The sequence below is a fragment of the Mesorhizobium sp. M0923 genome (genome assembly GCF_040319365.1).
Classification (GTDB): domain Bacteria; phylum Pseudomonadota; class Alphaproteobacteria; order Rhizobiales; family Rhizobiaceae; genus Mesorhizobium.
The window spans coordinates 327,983-343,579 of the sequence record NZ_JAMYNW010000001.1 but is presented as its reverse complement, the minus strand read 5'-3'; the positions used below and the strand labels follow the sequence as shown (position 1 = coordinate 343,579).

The 15,597-nt window shown below is 62.7% G+C and carries 14 protein-coding genes; 8 read left to right on the top strand and 6 right to left on the bottom strand.

Annotated elements, in window-relative coordinates; translation table 11 throughout:
• Positions 1 to 32: 32 nt before the first annotated feature.
• The 8 genes from topA to rpmG all read left to right on the top strand — a co-directional run bounded on the left by topA (position 33) and on the right by rpmG (position 8,848).
• Positions 33 to 2,648 (top strand): type I DNA topoisomerase, encoded by a 2,616-nt coding sequence (gene topA / locus NKH89_RS01630; RefSeq protein ID WP_352642684.1) that lies wholly within the window; start codon positions 33 to 35, stop codon positions 2,646 to 2,648.
• A 6-nt stretch (positions 2,649 to 2,654) separates the two neighbouring features.
• Positions 2,655 to 4,961: a ribonuclease R gene (rnr, locus tag NKH89_RS01625; protein ID WP_023720103.1), complete on the top strand. Its 2,307-nt coding sequence runs from the start codon at positions 2,655 to 2,657 to the stop codon at positions 4,959 to 4,961.
• Positions 4,961 to 5,413: a DUF983 domain-containing protein gene (locus NKH89_RS01620; protein ID WP_031194322.1), complete on the top strand. Its 453-nt coding sequence runs from the start codon at positions 4,961 to 4,963 to the stop codon at positions 5,411 to 5,413. The genes rnr and NKH89_RS01620 overlap by 1 nt, the downstream gene beginning before the upstream one ends.
• A gap of 73 nt (positions 5,414 to 5,486) precedes the next feature.
• Entirely contained in the window at positions 5,487 to 6,227 is a 741-nt protein-coding gene (locus NKH89_RS01615) for an NUDIX hydrolase (RefSeq protein WP_023720105.1), read from the top strand.
• A 16-nt stretch (positions 6,228 to 6,243) separates the two neighbouring features.
• Complete coding sequence (locus NKH89_RS01610) at positions 6,244 to 7,419, top strand: MFS transporter (RefSeq protein ID WP_023720106.1); 1,176 nt, start codon at positions 6,244 to 6,246, stop codon at positions 7,417 to 7,419.
• Between the two features lie 109 nt (positions 7,420 to 7,528).
• Complete coding sequence (locus tag NKH89_RS01605) at positions 7,529 to 7,990, top strand: YqfO family protein (protein WP_352530866.1); 462 nt, start codon at positions 7,529 to 7,531, stop codon at positions 7,988 to 7,990.
• 51 nt (positions 7,991 to 8,041) lie between these two features.
• Positions 8,042 to 8,410 carry a YybH family protein gene (locus NKH89_RS01600; RefSeq protein WP_352844179.1) on the top strand — a complete coding sequence of 123 codons (369 nt, stop codon included), beginning with the start codon at positions 8,042 to 8,044 and terminating at the stop codon, positions 8,408 to 8,410.
• A 270-nt stretch (positions 8,411 to 8,680) separates the two neighbouring features.
• A complete protein-coding gene (rpmG, locus tag NKH89_RS01595; protein WP_006201775.1) occupies positions 8,681 to 8,848 on the top strand; it encodes a 50S ribosomal protein L33 in 168 nt (55 codons plus the stop codon).
• Positions 8,849 to 8,916: 68 nt separating this feature from the next.
• On the opposite strand, the gene NKH89_RS01590 is transcribed toward rpmG, so the two are convergent.
• From NKH89_RS01590 to NKH89_RS01565, 6 genes are all read right to left on the bottom strand, one after another.
• Entirely contained in the window at positions 8,917 to 9,984 is a 1,068-nt protein-coding gene (locus NKH89_RS01590) for an ABC transporter ATP-binding protein (RefSeq protein WP_352587004.1), read from the bottom strand.
• 4 nt (positions 9,985 to 9,988) lie between these two features.
• Positions 9,989 to 10,837 carry a carbohydrate ABC transporter permease gene (locus NKH89_RS01585; RefSeq protein ID WP_023720109.1) on the bottom strand — a complete coding sequence of 283 codons (849 nt, stop codon included), beginning with the start codon at positions 10,835 to 10,837 and terminating at the stop codon, positions 9,989 to 9,991.
• Entirely contained in the window at positions 10,837 to 11,760 is a 924-nt protein-coding gene (locus NKH89_RS01580; protein ID WP_352814544.1) for a carbohydrate ABC transporter permease, read from the bottom strand. Before NKH89_RS01580 ends, NKH89_RS01585 begins: the two co-directional genes overlap by 1 nt.
• Positions 11,761 to 11,975: 215 nt before the next feature.
• On the bottom strand, positions 11,976 to 13,253 hold the full coding sequence (locus NKH89_RS01575) for an ABC transporter substrate-binding protein (protein ID WP_352844182.1): 1,278 nt from the start codon (positions 13,251 to 13,253) through the stop codon (positions 11,976 to 11,978).
• 30 nt (positions 13,254 to 13,283) lie between these two features.
• A complete protein-coding gene (locus NKH89_RS01570) occupies positions 13,284 to 14,471 on the bottom strand; it encodes a PLP-dependent transferase (protein ID WP_352844184.1) in 1,188 nt (395 codons plus the stop codon).
• Positions 14,468 to 15,202 (bottom strand): FadR/GntR family transcriptional regulator, encoded by a 735-nt coding sequence (locus tag NKH89_RS01565; RefSeq protein WP_352908349.1) that lies wholly within the window; start codon positions 15,200 to 15,202, stop codon positions 14,468 to 14,470. The genes NKH89_RS01570 and NKH89_RS01565 overlap by 4 nt, the downstream gene beginning before the upstream one ends.
• Positions 15,203 to 15,597: the final 395 nt, after the last annotated feature.

Genomic DNA, 15,597 nt, shown 5'->3' with positions numbered 1-15,597 from the left:
CTTCTGCCGCATCACAACTGATATGAGACCGTATGGACGTCGTCGTCGTCGAATCGCCGGCCAAGGCGAAGACAATTAACAAGTACCTGGGCAAGAACTACAAGGTTCTGGCCTCGTTCGGCCATGTCCGCGATCTACCGGCCAAGGATGGCTCGGTGCGCCCGGATGAGGACTTTGCCATGTCCTGGGCCGTCGACACCGCGTCTGGAAAGCGTCTCGCCGATATCGCCAAGGCAGTCAAGGACGCCGACGGGCTGATCCTCGCCACCGATCCGGACCGTGAGGGCGAAGCGATCTCCTGGCATGTCCTGGAAGTGCTGAAACAGAAGCGCGCGTTGAAGGACAAGCCGGTCAGCCGCGTCGTCTTCAATGCCATCACCAAGGCGTCGGTGCTGGAGGCGATGGCCAATCCGCGCCAGATCGATGCGCCGCTGGTCGATGCCTATCTCGCCCGCCGCGCGCTCGACTATCTGGTCGGCTTCACGCTGTCGCCGGTGCTGTGGCGCAAGCTGCCCGGCGCCCGCTCGGCCGGCCGCGTCCAGTCGGTGGCACTGCGTCTGGTCTGCGACCGCGAATCCGAGATCGAGCGCTTCATTCGCGAGGAATACTGGCAGGTCGCCGCCATCCTCGGCACGCCGCGCAAGGAAAATTTCGAGGCGCGGCTGACCGCCTTCGAGCGCAAGAAGCTGCAAAAGCTCGACATTTCCAACAAGGCGCAGGCCGACGACATCAAAGCGATGCTCGAAGGCGCCAGCTTCAAGGCAGTGTCGGTCGAAGCCAAGCCGACCAGGCGCAATCCCGGCCCGCCCTTCACCACCTCGACGCTGCAGCAGGCAGCCTCATCGGGTCTCGGCTTTTCGGCCAACCGCACCATGCAGGTGGCGCAGCGGCTTTATGAGGGCATGGAGATCGGCGGCGAGACCACCGGCCTGATCACCTATATGCGAACCGACGGCGTGCAGATGGCGCCGGAGGCGATCTCTGCCGCACGCGATGCGATTGCCAAGGAATTCGGCCCTAAATACCTGCCTGAAAAGCCGCGCGTCTATTCCGCCAAGGCCAAGAATGCCCAGGAGGCGCACGAAGCGATCCGTCCGACCGATTTCATGCGCACGCCGGCTTCCGTCAGGCAGTATCTCGACGCCGACCAGGCGCGGCTTTACGAGATGATCTGGAAACGCGCCATCGCCAGCCAGATGCAGCCGGCCGAGATCGAGCGCACCACGGTCGAGATTGAGGCGATCAACGGTTCGCGTACCGCCGAGCTTCGTGCTGTCGGCTCGGTCATTCGCTTCGACGGCTTCCTAGCCGCTTACATCGAGCAGAAGGAAGAAGATTCGGAAGACGAGGAAAGCCGCCGCCTGCCCGAGATCCGTGCCGGCGAGCAGCTCACCCGCGAGGCGATCAACGCCACCCAGCACACCACTGAGCCTCCGCCGCGCTATTCCGAGGCGTCGCTGATCAAGAAGCTGGAAGAACTGGGCATTGGCCGGCCGTCGACCTATACGGCGATCCTGAAGACGCTCGAGGATCGCGATTACGTCACCATCGACAAGCGCAAGCTGGTGCCGCAGGCCAAGGGCCGGCTATTGTCGGCTTTCCTCGAAAGCTTCTTCGAGCGTTATGTCGAGTACGACTTCACCGCTTCGCTCGAGGAGAAACTCGACGAAATCTCCGACGGCAAGCTAGCCTGGAAGGATGTGCTGCGCGATTTCTGGAAGGATTTTTCCGGCGCCGTCGCCGACATCAAGGAGTTGCGCGTCACCGACGTCCTCGATGCGTTGAACGAGGAACTGGCGCCGCTGGTGTTTCCCACGCGCGAGGATGGCTCCAACCCCCGCATATGTCCGAAATGCGGCACCGGCAACCTGTCGCTCAAGCTCGGCAAATTCGGCGCCTTCGTCGGCTGCTCGAACTATCCCGAATGCTCCTTCACCCGCCAGCTCGGCGACGCAGCCAATCCCAATGGCGAGAACGGCAGCGGCGAAGACGGCACCAAGGTGCTCGGCAAGGATCCCTATACCGCCGAGGAGATCACGCTGCGCAATGGCCGGTTCGGCCCCTATATCCAGCGCGGCGACGGCAAGGATGCCAAGCGCTCCAGCCTGCCCAAGGGCTGGACTGTCGATTCGATCGATCACGAAAAGGCGCTCGCCCTGCTGTCGCTGCCGCGCGACGTCGGCAAGCATCCGGAATCCGGCAAGATGATTTCGGCCGGGCTGGGGCGCTACGGGCCGTTCGTGCTGCATGACGGCACCTACGCCAATCTCGACAGCATCGAGGACGTGTTCTCGATCGGCCTCAATCGCGCCGTCTCGGTGATCGCCGAGAAGCAATTGAAAGGCAAGGGCGGCCGCAATGGGGGCACGCCCGCTGCTCTGAAGGAGCTTGGCGAGCATCCTGCCGGCGGCGGCAAGATCGTCGTGCGTGACGGCAAATACGGGCCTTATGTGAATTTCGGCAAGGTCAACGCGACGCTGCCGAAGGGCAAGGATCCGCAATCGGTGACGGTCGAGGATGCGGTGGCGCTGATTGCGGAAAAGGAAGCCAAGGGCGGCAATGGCGGCAGAAAGCCGTTCCGCAAAGCGGCCGCGCCTGTGAAGAAAGCGGCAGCGGCCAAAAAACCGGCGGCCAGGAAAAAGGGATAGGACGGGTTGGCGCGCAAAGTCTCCGGAAGAAGCCACGGCGATCTGCGCACCGCCGATACCCGTGCCAAGGTCAGGGACAATTACCGGCCTTCGCGTGACGAGATACTGCGTTACATCGCAGAAAATCCGGACCGCGCCGGAAAACGCGACATCGCCAAGGCGTTCGCGCTGCGCGGCGAAGACCGTATCTGGCTGAAGGACATGTTGCGCGATTTGCAGGACGAAGGCCTGCTGACCAAGGAGCGCAAGCGGCTTGCCCGCGTCGGGGCCCTGCCCCACGTCGCGGTGCTCGACATCTTTAGCCGCGACGCCGACGGCGTGCTGCTGGCGCACCCGACCGAAGCGATCGGCAATGGCGAACCTCCGGTCATAGCGATCCGCGTGTCGCGCGGCGGCAATGGCCCGACGCCTGGCATCGGCGACCGGGTTTTGGCCAAGACCTTTCCAACCGACGATCCGGCAGGCCCGGCCTATACGGGCCGGGTGATGAAGATCTTCGAGAAGCGCACCGATGCGGTTCTCGGCGTTTTCCGTGTGCTGAAGGACGGCACGTTCCGCATCGAGCCGGTGGAAAGGCGCCAGCCGGAGCTGGTCGTCGACAAGGAATTCCAGAACGGCGCCAAGAATGGCGACCTGGTCGAGGTCGAGCCGGCGCGGGCCTCCCGTTACGGGCTGCCGAGAGCCAAGGTGCTGGCGGTATTGGGCTCCTTGACCAGCGAAAAGGCGGTCTCGATGATCGCCATCCACGCGCACGACATTCCGCATATTTTGCCCGCCGACGTCATCGCCGAGGCAGAGGCGGTCAAGCCGGCGACGCTTGCCGGCCGCGAGGATTGGCGCGAGCTGCCGCTGCTCACCATCGATCCGGCCGACGCCAAGGATCATGACGACGCGGTGTTCGCCATGCCCGACACCGACGAGACGAACGCCGGCGGCGTGATCGTCACCGTCGCCATTGCCGATGTCGCCGCCTATGTGCGCTATGGCACGGCGCTCGACCGCGAAGCGCTGAAGCGCGGCAATTCGGTCTATTTCCCCGATCGTGTCGTGCCGATGCTGCCGGAGCGCATCTCGAACGACCTCTGTTCGCTGCGCGAGGCCCAGGATCGTCCGGCGATAGCGGTGCGCATGACTTTCTCGGCTGATGGCCACAAACTCAGGCACTCCTTCCATCGCATCATGATGAAGTCGGCGGCGAAACTCGCGTATCAGCAGGCGCAAGCGGCGATCGACGGCGCACCGGACGACACGACTGGCCCGATCCTCGATGCGGTGCTGAGGCCGCTATGGGACGCTTACGCGATCCTGAAGCGCGGCCGCGACACGCGCCAGCCGCTCGAGCTCGATCTGCCGGAGCGCAAGATCCTGCTCAAGCAGGACGGCACCGTCGACAAGGTCGTCGTGCCGGAGCGGCTCGACGCGCACAAGCTGATCGAAGAGTTCATGATCCAGGCCAATGTCGCCGCCGCCGAGACGCTGGAGGCGAAGCGGCAGGCGCTGGTCTACCGCATCCACGATGCGCCCTCGCTCGCCAAGCAGGAATCGCTGCGCGAATTCCTGCAGACGCTCGGCCTGTCGCTGGCGCGCGGTGCGCAGATGCGGCCGAACCAGTTCAACGGCATCCTCGCTCGCGTGCGCGGCGCCGACAATGAGGGACTGGTCAACGAAGTGGTGCTGCGCTCGCAGAGCCAGGCCGAATATTCGCCTGCCAATATCGGCCATTTCGGCCTCAACCTGAAGCGCTACGCGCATTTCACCTCGCCGATCCGCCGGTATGCCGACCTGATCGTGCATCGTGGGCTGATTGCCGCACTCGGCCTTGGTCCGGGCGGCCTGACGCAGGACGAGGCGGAACGGCTGGAAGAGGTCTCAGCACTGATCTCGGCGACCGAGCGCCGCGCGATGGCCGCCGAGAGAGACACGGTCGACCGGCTGATCGCCGCCTATCTCGCCGAGCGCATCGACGACCGTTTCGACGCCCGCATCTCGGGCGTCACCAAATCGGGACTGTTTGTCCAATTGCCGCAGTACGGCGCGGATGGCTTCATTCCGGTTTCAACGCTGGGCGGCGACTACTATATATACGACGAAACTGCCCGATCGCTTTTCGGAGAACGCACCGGCAAGGGCTATCAGCTTGCCGACCGCGTCGAGGTTCGCCTGATCGAGGTGGCGCCGATGGCCGGCGCGATGCGTTTCGAGATGCTGACCGAACCAAAGCCGCTGCCCGGCTCCAAACGGTCGTTCCACAAGGCCAAAGGCCGCGCCCGGGCGTCGCAATCGCGTACCGGCTCGCGCGGCAGGAGACGGTGATGCCAAAAGAACTGCAGGTGGAAGAACTGGTTTTCGGCGGCGAGCATCACTCCGGCCGGACCGCCCGGCCGCTATGGACGGCAATGAAGCGCGGCATGCTTGGCCGCTGCCCGCATTGCGGCGAGGGAAAGCTGTTTCGCGCCTTCGTCAAGACCGTCGACAAATGCGATCATTGCGACGACGAGCTCCATCACCATCGCGCCGACGATCTGCCGGCCTATCTTGTGGTGGTCATCGTCGGCCACATCGTGCTCGGCGCTTTCATGGGTGTCGAGGCGACCTCGACCCTCTCCACCTGGCAGCACATCGCAATCTGGGTGCCATTGACCATCATTCTAGCCGTCGTCCTGCTGCAGCCGGTCAAGGGCGCTGTCATCGGCCTGCAATGGGCATTTTATATGCACGGCTTTGGTGGCGAAGAAGACCTGATCGAGTCGCATCCCGAGGCTTGAAGCCATCACTGGCGCAATCGGCTATGGATGAAGCCCACTTTCGCATGAGAGAAGATTCCGCTAGGTCGAGCGCATGGACGGCATGACCAAGGCGGAAGTCGACAAGGTTGAGCGAAGCGCAATCGCGCTCGACAGCCAGCCAATACGCCCCCGTGACGCCGCGACGCTGATCCTGCTCGACCGCAAGGACGGTGAGTTGCTGGTGCTGATGGGCCGTCGCCATGCCCGCCACGCCTTCATGCCTGGAAAATTCGTGTTTCCCGGTGGCCGCACCGATCCGGCCGACAGCCGTATCCCCGTAGCCACTGCATTGCACCCTGACGAAGAAGCGAGATTGACCGCGGGCATCGGCCGCACCAGCGCTGCCCGCGCCCGTGCCATTGCTTTGTCGGCGATCCGCGAAACCTATGAGGAGGCCGGGCTGCTGATTGGCCAAAAAGGCGCCTTCGCGACCGCCAAGCGCGACTGGCAGGGCTTTGTCGAACACAGTGTTATTCCATCACTGCAAGCGCTGCGCTTCGTCGCACGCGCCATCACGCCGCCCAACCGGGTGCGCCGCTTCGATACGCGCTTTCTCGCCGCATGGCGCGACGACGTCGCCGTGGAACTGCCGGGTGGCGGTCCGACCAACGAGTTGGAAGACGTCGTTTGGCTGCCGCTGGCCAAGGCCAGTCAAGCCGACGTTCCAGACATCACGCGCACGGTCCTGGAGGAGCTGGAAACGCGGCTCGCCCAGGATCCGCTGCTGAGGCCCGGCGGTCCCGTGCCGTTCTATCGGCTTGTCCGCAATCGCTTCGTCCGCGAAATTCTCTAGAGCAGCCAGGCATTCCATGACAGTCGATACCCAGCCGCAGAGCGAGGAACGCGTACACTGGCTGCCGATGGTCGCGGCGATCTCTTCGATCAGCGTCGTCGGCATCGCCATCGGCCTCGGCATGCCGCTGCTCAGCGTCATCCTGGAAACGCGTGGTCATTCGGCGTCGATGATCGGTCTCAATACCGCGGTCGCCGGCCTCGCCTCGATCGCCGGCGCGCCGCTCGCCACCCCGCTTGCCATGCGGTTCGGGGTCGCCTGGACGATGCTTGCCATGATCGTCGCCGGGGCGCTGGCCTTTGTCGGTTTCCATTTCGCGCCAGCTTTCTGGATGTGGTTTCCGCTGCGCGTCCTGCTGCACGTCGCGCTGACGGTGCTGTTCATCCTCTCAGAATTCTGGATCAGCACCTCGGCGCCGCCACACCGGCGCGGACTGGTCCTCGGCATCTATGCCACCGTGCTGTCTCTCGGCTTTGCCGCCGGGCCATGGCTGTTCGCTCATCTCGGCAGCAGCGGCTTCCTGCCCTTCGGCGTCACCATCGCTTTGGTGACGCTCGCTGCCATACCGGTTCTGGCAGCACGCAACGAGAGCCCGACGATCGTCGCCGACGGCGAAACCAGCAATTTCCTGCGTTATATCTGGCTGGTGCCGACGGCGACCGCGGCCGTGCTGGTGTTCGGTGCGGTCGAGACCGGCGGCTTTGCGCTGTTCCCGGTCTACGGCAACCGCATCGGCTACTCCGAGGCCGACGCAGCTCTTTTGCTCACTATGATCGGGCTCGGCAACGTGCTGTTGCAGATCCCGATCGGCATGATCAGCGACCGCGTCAGCGACCGCCGCTATCTGCTGATGGCCTGTGCCACGGTCGGGCTTGTCGGCACCGTCTTTATGCCGTTCTTCGCGCAGAATTGGCACTTGATGGCAGCGCTTCTGTTCGTCTGGGGCGGCGTGGTCGCCGCCATGTACACGATCGGTCTGGCGCATCTCGGTTCCCAGCTTTCCGGCCACGAACTGGCCTCCGCCAACGCCGCCTTCGTGCTTTGCTACGGTGTCGGCATGGTGCTTGGCCCGCAGGCAATCGGCATCGGCATGGATGCTTTCGGGCCGTCGGGCTTCGGTTGGGCGCTCGGCCTGTTCTTCGCCTGCTATATCGTGCTGGTTGGCACCAGGCTGCTCCGCAAAATCCTCTGAGTGGGCCCGCTGCCGACATTGCTCCCACTGCTGACTAACTACTGACACCACCATGTCAGGAGCGCTCGCGTATATGCTCCCTCAAAGTGCATAAGCAGGGAGACCTCGGATGATCGACAGTGGCTTTGAGACGAAATCGCTGCGGATGGAATTGCTGCTGCTGGTGACCTTTCAGGCACCGGCCGCCGATGTCGACCGCATCATGGAGGCCGTGGTCGCGATCGCGCCGCTCAGAATGGGCAAATATGACAGCAATGCCTTTCAGTCGGCAGACGGCATCGAGCGCTATCGGCCGCTGGAAGGTGCCGCCGCCGGCGCCGAGACGGAATTGCGCAGGCGGCCGGGGACTGTCGAGGTGTCGTTCGAACTGCCCGACGACCAGAAGCTCGCCGCTCGCGTCGTCGAAGCGATTTACCAGGTTCACAGCTATCAGGAGCCGGTGATCCGTATTCAGCCACTGCTTGCCAGCCGCTCCAAGGGTCTCGACGACCGCGCCAACCCGAACCGTTGGTGGAACACGACGGGAGATTGGAAGAAGGCGTTGCAGCCGGAAACCGTCGCGGCGGAGTGAGCGGAACCCGGTCGTATCTCGGTTTGAATTTGGCTGTCAGGAAGCCTGCCAATGAATGATGAAGCAAATCGCAAACCAGCAAGCGATCCCCAGGATCTGGCGCGGCTATTGGTCTCTCGCGAGCAAGCGGGAGACGCCGAAGGAATGGCTGCTCTTTACGAACCCGGTGCCATCCTCGATACCGGCAACGGACAGTTGGCCTGCGGCAGAGACGCCATCAGCCGATTTTACGCCAAGTTGGTGGCAGCGGGACGAAAGTTTGATCTCGGAGATCAGCGTCCGGCTATCATCAACGGGGATTTGGGGCTTACGTCCACGCGCCTTGCCGATGGCACCGTGACTGCGGAAATCGCTCGCCGGCAAAGTGACGGGAACTGGCTTTGGGTGATCGATCAGCCGTCCATCGCTCGATACTCATAGCCAGCATTCAAACTGAGACGCCGCCCGGAGCCTGCTTACGACGGCCGAAGCCACACAGGAGCCTCATCCCCAGCCTCACTCGGCCGGCAATAAACCCGGACAACTCACGTGCTACCTAATCCGGACAACTCGCCTGCTTACGACACAGAACCTGGACAAGGGTTGACTTTCCGGGCGCGTTCTTTATGTGTCGCGGCAAGTTTCCCGCGTCCGGGTGTTTCCCCGTGCTCCAGCGGCCAAAACTCCACGAACATTTAACGGACGAACATCATGGCCAAAGCCGCAAACATCAAGATCAAGCTTCTGTCGACCGCCGACACCGGTTTCTTCTACGTGACCAGCAAGAACAGCCGCACCAAGACGGACAAGCTGTCGTTCCGCAAATACGACCCGGTCGCCAAGAAGCACGTCGAGTTCAAGGAAACCAAGATCAAGTAATCCGGTTTTCTCTCGCAGTACCGAAACGCCGCCTTCCGGGCGGCGTTTTTCGTTTCGGGGATGCAGGACTAGCCGATGCGATCACCGCTTGCCGGATCGAACAGATGCAGCGACGCCGGGTCGGCCGACAGGCGCACGGCCTCACCCGGTTTCACACTGGCCCGACCCATGGCGAAGACGCACACCTGCTGGCCGGCAAGCTTGGTGTAGAACTGGGTCGACAGGCCGAGCGGCTCCACTACGCCCACCTCGCCTTTCAGCGCGCCATTGTCGGCAAGCCGGATATGCTCCGGCCGTAAGCCGACGGTGATCGCATCGCCATCCCTGAGCGGCAACCCGTCCGGCAGCCGCAGCTTCTGGCCGTCGGCCAGTACGGCATCCGACTTGGCGGTCTTTTCAACCACGGCAGGCAGGAAATTCATGCCGGGCGAGCCGATGAACCCGGCGACGAACATGTTGACCGGCCGGTCATACAGATCGAGCGGCGCACCGACTTGCTGGACGAGGCCGTCATGCATGACGACGATACGGTCGGCCATTGTCATTGCTTCGATCTGGTCATGGGTGACATAGACCGAAGTGGTCTTCAATTGCTGGTGCAGCGCCTTGATCTCGGCACGCATATGGACGCGCAGCTTGGCATCGAGGTTCGAAAGCGGCTCGTCGAAGAGAAAGACTTTCGGGTCGCGGACGATGGCCCGGCCCATGGCGACGCGCTGACGCTGGCCGCCGGACAATTGCCGCGGCAAGCGTTGCAGAAGCGCATCGAGCCCGAGCCGCTTGGCGGCACCGTCCACCCTTGCATCGATCGCCGGCTTGCCGGCCTTCCTCAGCATCAGGCTGAAACCCATGTTCTTCGACACGTCCATATGCGGATAGAGCGCGTAGGACTGGAATACCATGGCAATGTCGCGGTCCTTTGGCGCGATGTCGTTGACCAGGCGCTCGCCAATATGGATTTCGCCGTCGGAGACCTCCTCCAGCCCGGCGATCATGCGCAGCAGGGTCGATTTCCCGCAGCCGGACGGGCCGACCAGGACCACGAACTCGCCGTCGGCGATTTCGAGATCGACCGCGTGCAGGACGCGCACGGCTCCATAGTCTTTGCGGACTTTGTCGAGTGTGACGGAGGCCATCGATCTATCCCTTGACGGCACCGGCCGTAAGACCGGTGACGAGGTAGCGTTGCAGGAAGGCAAAGAACATGCAGACCGGGATCAGCGCCAGGATGGAAGCGGCCATCATCTGCCCCCAGTCGACCGCGAATTTCCCTATATAGGTGAGCAGGCCGACCGCGAAGGTCTTCTGGTCGTCGCTGGAAATCAGCATCAGCGCAAACAGCAACTCGCTCCAGGCGGCGGTAAAGACGAAGCCGAGCGTCGCGCCCATGCCGGGCAGCGTCAGCGGCACGATCACCTTGCGCATCGCCTGCAGGCGCGTGCAGCCGTCGATCATGGCCGCCTCTTCCAGGTCCCGCGGAATGCCATCGAAGAAGGACTGCATCAGGAACGTCGCAAAGGCCGTATTGAAGGCGGTGTAGATGATGACGAGCCCGGTCAGGCTGTTGATGAGACCGATCTGCCCCATGATGCGATAGATCGGCGGAATGACCATCACCAGCGGAAAAGTCTGGGTGAGCAGAAGCAGGATGGCCAGGGTCGCCTTGCCGCGGAAGGAAAATCGCGACATGGCGTAGCCGGCCAGCGTGGCAATGACCGTTACGAAGGCCGCCGTCGACACCGAAACGATAACGCTGTTCAGGAAGTAGCGCGGGAAATCGGTGGCTTCGAGCACGGTGACGAAGTTCTGCAGCGTCGTTTGCGACGGCCAGAAAGTGATGCCTTCGGAGTAGAGCAGCCGCTCCGGCGTGACCGAGATCTTCAACGTCCAGAAGATCGGGAACAGCGCGAAGGCCATATAGGCGCCGATGGCGCCGTAAAGGCCGATGCCGCCGAGAACGCGCGAGGAGACGGAGCGTCCTGCAATCATCAGACGTGCCTCACCAGCGAGCGGCGGATGCCGATCAGTGCAATCGCATAGACGATGAGCAGCACAAGCAGCAGCACCGCCACTGCGGAGGCATAGCCCTTGTCCAGCGACTTGAACGCGCTGACGTAGATATAGACCGGCACTGTGGCGGTCGAACCGGCAGGCCCGCCTTCGGTCATGACGAAGATCAGGTCGGCGAAGGTGGCGATCCATATCGTGCGCAGCATGACGGTGATGACGATGGTCGGCGCCAGGAACGGCAGCGTCACCTTGGTGAAGCGCTGCCACGGCGAGGCGCCGTCGATCGCCGCCGCCTCATGCAATTCCGAGGGTATCGACTTCAACGCCGCCAAAAGCGTGATGGCAAAAAAGGGAATGCCGAACCAGACATTGGCGACGATCGGCCCCCACATGGCTGTCGAGGGATCGGAGAGCACGTTGGTCGGCTCGGCTTTCAGCCCCAATGCATAGAGCCAGTGGGGCAGCGGCCCGATGATCGGATTGAACAGCCAGGCCCAGGTCAGGCCTGACAGGAAGGACGGCACCGCCCAGGGCAGGAACACCACCGCCTGCACGATCTTTCTGCCCCGGAACGGCGTGTCGAGCAGCAGCGCCAGGCCAAGGCCGAGGAAGAACTGGAAGAACAGGCTGGCTGCCGTCCACCACAGCGTGTTGACGAGCGCCTGCGCGAGCACGGGATCCGACAGCATCGCCTGATACTGCCCAAGCCCGACATATTCGGATTTGAATGCCGAGAACTTGCGGAACGAGTAGCCGATACCGATGACCAGCGGCACCAGGAGCACGACGACCAGCAGCACGATAGCCGGGCTGAGATAGAGCCAGGGCTCGATCGCGGCATGGGATAGCCGCTTCTTTCGCGGTCTGCCGGCGGAGCGTATTTCGGACACGGCATAGGTCATTGGTGCTGGATTGTCTCCTGAAGCAGCGTCGAGGACAGCGCCCTTCTCCCAGTTTACGGGAAAAGATGCCGGTCCACCCTCCGCAGCTGCAGCGCAGCTGCTGCGGAGGACGGGCAGGCAGATGAGAGCCAGCACGAGCCACGACGGGTTGGCGCCGCCCCTCATCCGTCACTTTGTGACACCTTCTCCCCGTGAACGGGGAGAAGGAAGAAAAGCTATTTCTTGTTCTTGGCCAGCCAGTCCTGCTGTTCCTTGGTCAGGAACTTGGCCCATTCGTCGGCCACGTCCTTGGCCGCCTTCTGGCCAAGCAGCACTTCCTGAAAATTCTTGATCGCCACCTGGTCGACGAAATTGCCGAGGTTTTCCAGATGCGTCGGCGGCGTCACCATCTCGTATTTGTCGCCGTTGTTCAGTTCTTCGAACCAGCCCTTGAACTGCTCGGTCCTGAAGTGAGCGTCCTGGTCGGCGCCGTTGTGGATCGGAATGACGCCGACTTCCTTTGCCCATTCCAGATTGTCCTTGGGCGACAACAGCGTCGCCATCAGCTTCCAGGCATCGTCCTTGTGCTGGGAATTGGCGAACATCGCCCAGCCGGCATAACCGAGCGTCGGATAGGATTTGCCGCTCGGCCCGACCGGCATCGGCGCCACGGCGAAGTCGTCGGCGCTCATCTTGTCGGCGATGCCGAGCAGCGCGTCGGGATCCTGGTTCAGCATGGCGCAGGTGCCACTATAGAAGCCGGTGACGGTCTCGTTAAAACCCCAGCTCACCGCATCTTTCGGCGCCAGGCCATTCTTGTACATGTCGGCGAGCATCTGCAGGCCCTTGACCGAGCCTTCCTCGTTGATGGTCGAGGTGCCGTCCTCGTTGAAATAGCCGCCCTTACCAGCGGCAATGTTCATGAACATGTGCATGCCGTTGAAGGCGCCCGGGCCACCGCGCAGGCAGTAGCCGTATTTGCCCGGTATCGCCGAGATCTTCTTGGAGTCCTCGACGAATTCGTCGAGCGTCGACGGCGGACCGTCCAGGCCGGCCTCCTTGAACAGCTTCTTGTTCCAGAACAGCGCGTTCAGGTAATAGCCGTAAGGGATCATGTACTGCTTGTTGTCGACCGTCGAGCCGAACTGCTTGGCGCGCTCGCCCAGCGTTTTGGCATCGTCCCATTTGGCCATGTATGGCCCGAGGTCCTCGAGCTGGCCGTTGGTCGCGTAGAGGCCCATCCAGCGTTCCGGCATCTCGACGATGTCGGGCGTGTCGCCGGCCTGCACCATGGTGAGGAACTTCTCGAACGCCTGGCCCCAAGGCAGCGATACGAGCTCGACCTTGACGCCCGGATTGGCCGTCTCGAACTCGGCGATCTGCTTCTTGAGGAATTCGGTACGCGGCGGGCTGGTAATGACCTCGACCATCTTGACGGTGGAATCGGCCAGCACGCTGCCGGCGGAAATCGCCAGACCCGCGACGGCACCAAGAAGGATGCTCAGTTTTTTCATGTTCAGCACTCCCATTTTGAACGGCTCCTTTTATCTTTTTGCTCGGTCGAAGGCCTGGGCAACGTCGGCCCACAGGTCTTCGACACTTTCCAATCCGACACTGAAGCGGATGGTTCGCGGGCTGACGCCGAAGCGCGCCATCGAATTCAGGCCCGGCGTCTGCTCGAGCGAGGCCTTTGCCGGAACGACCAGGCTCTCATGGCCGCCCCAGCTGACGCCGATGCGAAAGAGTTTCAGCGCATCGACGAAAGCCGGGATGTCGACGTCTTCCGTCACTTCGAATGAGAACAGCCCGGCATAGCCGGCAAGCGTCGCCTTGCCTGGATGGTTGGAATAGGCCGGGTGGTTGACCCGCTCGACATGGCCATGCGCCTTCAGTCGCTCGGCGATGGTCAGCCCGCTCTTCATGTGATGCGGCAACCGCAACGGTAATGTGCGCAGCCCGCGCAGCAACAGCCACGCCTCGAAAGGCGAAAGCTTGCCGCCGAGATAGGAATAGGTCTGCTCGTTGATGTGTCGGATATGGGCAGCCGAACCGGCCACCACGCCGGCGACTGTGTCGCTGTGGCCGCCAAGATATTTCGAGGCGGAATGCAGCACCAGGTCGACGCCATGTGAAATCGGCTTCTGGAACACTGGCGTCGCCCAGGAATTGTCGATCGAGGTGACGATGCCCTGCTCTTTGGCCAGCCGTGCCAGCTGCGTTATGTCCTGGAGCTCGAACATCATCGACGTCGGGCTTTCCAGGTAGAGCAGCTTGGCGCCGGGAAGTGCTGCGGCGACCGCGTCCGGATCGGAACCGTCGACATAGTCGACCTTGATGTTGAGCCGAGGCAACAGCCGTTCGAACAGCCGGTAGGCATCGCCGTAGCAGTTGCGCACGACGACCATTCGCTCGCCGGCACTGACGAAAGCAAGCACCGTGGCGCTGATCGCTGCCATGCCGCTGGAAAAGCCGCGCGCGGCTTGCGCGCCTTCGAGGGCGGCGACACGCGCCTCGAACTCCATCACCGTCGGGTTGTCACCGCGCGAATAGATCGGCTGGCGTCGCCTGCCGGCGAATGTGTCGGCCATCTCGGCATAATTGGCGAAGGTGAAGAGCGAAGTCTGGTAGATCGGCGGGACCACCGCACCGCCGGGAAAAGGCTCATCATGGGCGAGAAGCGTCGCAGCCTCGGCGAGATAGTCGTTTTCGAAACCGGCGGGATGGTCGTTCATTTCTGGCCTGAGAGTTTGAGTTTGGCCGCACCGCGTTTCAGATCGTCCTCGACGGTGGCGATCAGCTTCAGCGCCTCGGCCCGGGCTCCCTCCGGATCGTGCGCGGCGATGCGTTCGAAGATGGTGCGGTGATAAGGGAAGCTGGCGTGGCCGAAGTCGCGCACGCCGAGCGGATGTTCCCAGAAACGGTGGAACAGCTCGTGCATGGCGGCGATGATCTGCTCGAACAGCGGATTGCCGGAAGCGCGGTAGATCGACTGGTGGAATTCCCAGTCCTCCTCCGCCGACATGCCGGCGCGCGTGTGGAAGGCCTGCTCCATAATGTCGAGCTTGCGCCCGATCTCGACGAGATTTGCCTGGCCGGCGCGAACGGCGCAAAGGGCGGCTGCTTCCGCCTCCAGCGCGCGGCGGATTTCCAGCGTCTGCATCAGGCTGGTGAAATCATTGCCGCCGGCCAGCGTCAGCGGCATGTGCAGCATGTCCAGCGACACCACTCCCTTGAGATAAGTGCCGCTGCCTTGCCGCCGCTCGACCAGGCCGAGCCCTTCCCAGCGCGTCAGCGCCTCGCGCACGGTGTTGCGGCTCACCTTGAGGCGCTCGGCAAGGATGCGTTCGGTCGGCAGTCTCTGGCCGGGCCCGAGGGCTTCCCGCATCACAAAGCCGGCCAGGGCCTTGAGCACCGCGTCGTCGCGAGCAGTTGCCTGTATGGGCGAAAGGCCGAATTCGGTCATGCCAACGGGTCACCAAAAATGGCTCAATGGTCCAACCAATTCTGCATAGAAGACAGGCTCTGTCAATCGGCTGCAGGCACATGCGTACCGCCCCCAGCGTGCTGATCAAAAGGCGGCCTACCTGTCACGGCAAAAAGCCAGCATTTTCTGGATGCTGACACAGAGTCCTGATGTGTTTTGAAATTGGGGGCCGGCCGGCGTTTGGCAGCGGTACGAGGAGGCCACTATGTGCCAGCGCCGGCCGGCCGACCCCACGGACCCAGGAGATGCGGCGGACCTGAGCATCATGGGGTATTCTTCGGGTCGAACCGGCGATCTAGCCTCGTGCCGGTTACGTCTAAGGGCTGCACATTTGCGCACCAACTTATGAAAATCAACAGTTTCTTAACCAAGCC

Bases quoted from the DNA above. Each gene is read 5' to 3' on its own strand.
- NKH89_RS01585 (WP_023720109.1), bottom strand. From the start codon at position 10,837: ATGATTGCAGGACGCTCCGTCTCCTCGCGCGTTCTCGGCGGCATCGGC.
- topA (WP_352642684.1), top strand. From the start codon at position 33: ATGGACGTCGTCGTCGTCGAATCGCCGGCCAAGGCGAAGACAATTAAC.
- NKH89_RS01580 (WP_352814544.1), bottom strand. From the start codon at position 11,760: ATGACCTATGCCGTGTCCGAAATACGCTCCGCCGGCAGACCGCGAAAG.
- NKH89_RS01590 (WP_352587004.1), bottom strand. From the start codon at position 9,984: ATGGCCTCCGTCACACTCGACAAAGTCCGCAAAGACTATGGAGCCGTG.
- NKH89_RS01615 (WP_023720105.1), top strand. From the start codon at position 5,487: ATGGACGGCATGACCAAGGCGGAAGTCGACAAGGTTGAGCGAAGCGCA.
- NKH89_RS01610 (WP_023720106.1), top strand. From the start codon at position 6,244: ATGACAGTCGATACCCAGCCGCAGAGCGAGGAACGCGTACACTGGCTG.
- NKH89_RS01565 (WP_352908349.1), bottom strand. From the start codon at position 15,202: ATGACCGAATTCGGCCTTTCGCCCATACAGGCAACTGCTCGCGACGAC.
- NKH89_RS01605 (WP_352530866.1), top strand. From the start codon at position 7,529: ATGATCGACAGTGGCTTTGAGACGAAATCGCTGCGGATGGAATTGCTG.
- NKH89_RS01620 (WP_031194322.1), top strand. From the start codon at position 4,961: ATGCCAAAAGAACTGCAGGTGGAAGAACTGGTTTTCGGCGGCGAGCAT.
- NKH89_RS01570 (WP_352844184.1), bottom strand. From the start codon at position 14,471: ATGAACGACCATCCCGCCGGTTTCGAAAACGACTATCTCGCCGAGGCT.
- rpmG (WP_006201775.1), top strand. From the start codon at position 8,681: ATGGCCAAAGCCGCAAACATCAAGATCAAGCTTCTGTCGACCGCCGAC.
- NKH89_RS01600 (WP_352844179.1), top strand. From the start codon at position 8,042: ATGAATGATGAAGCAAATCGCAAACCAGCAAGCGATCCCCAGGATCTG.
- NKH89_RS01575 (WP_352844182.1), bottom strand. From the start codon at position 13,253: ATGAAAAAACTGAGCATCCTTCTTGGTGCCGTCGCGGGTCTGGCGATT.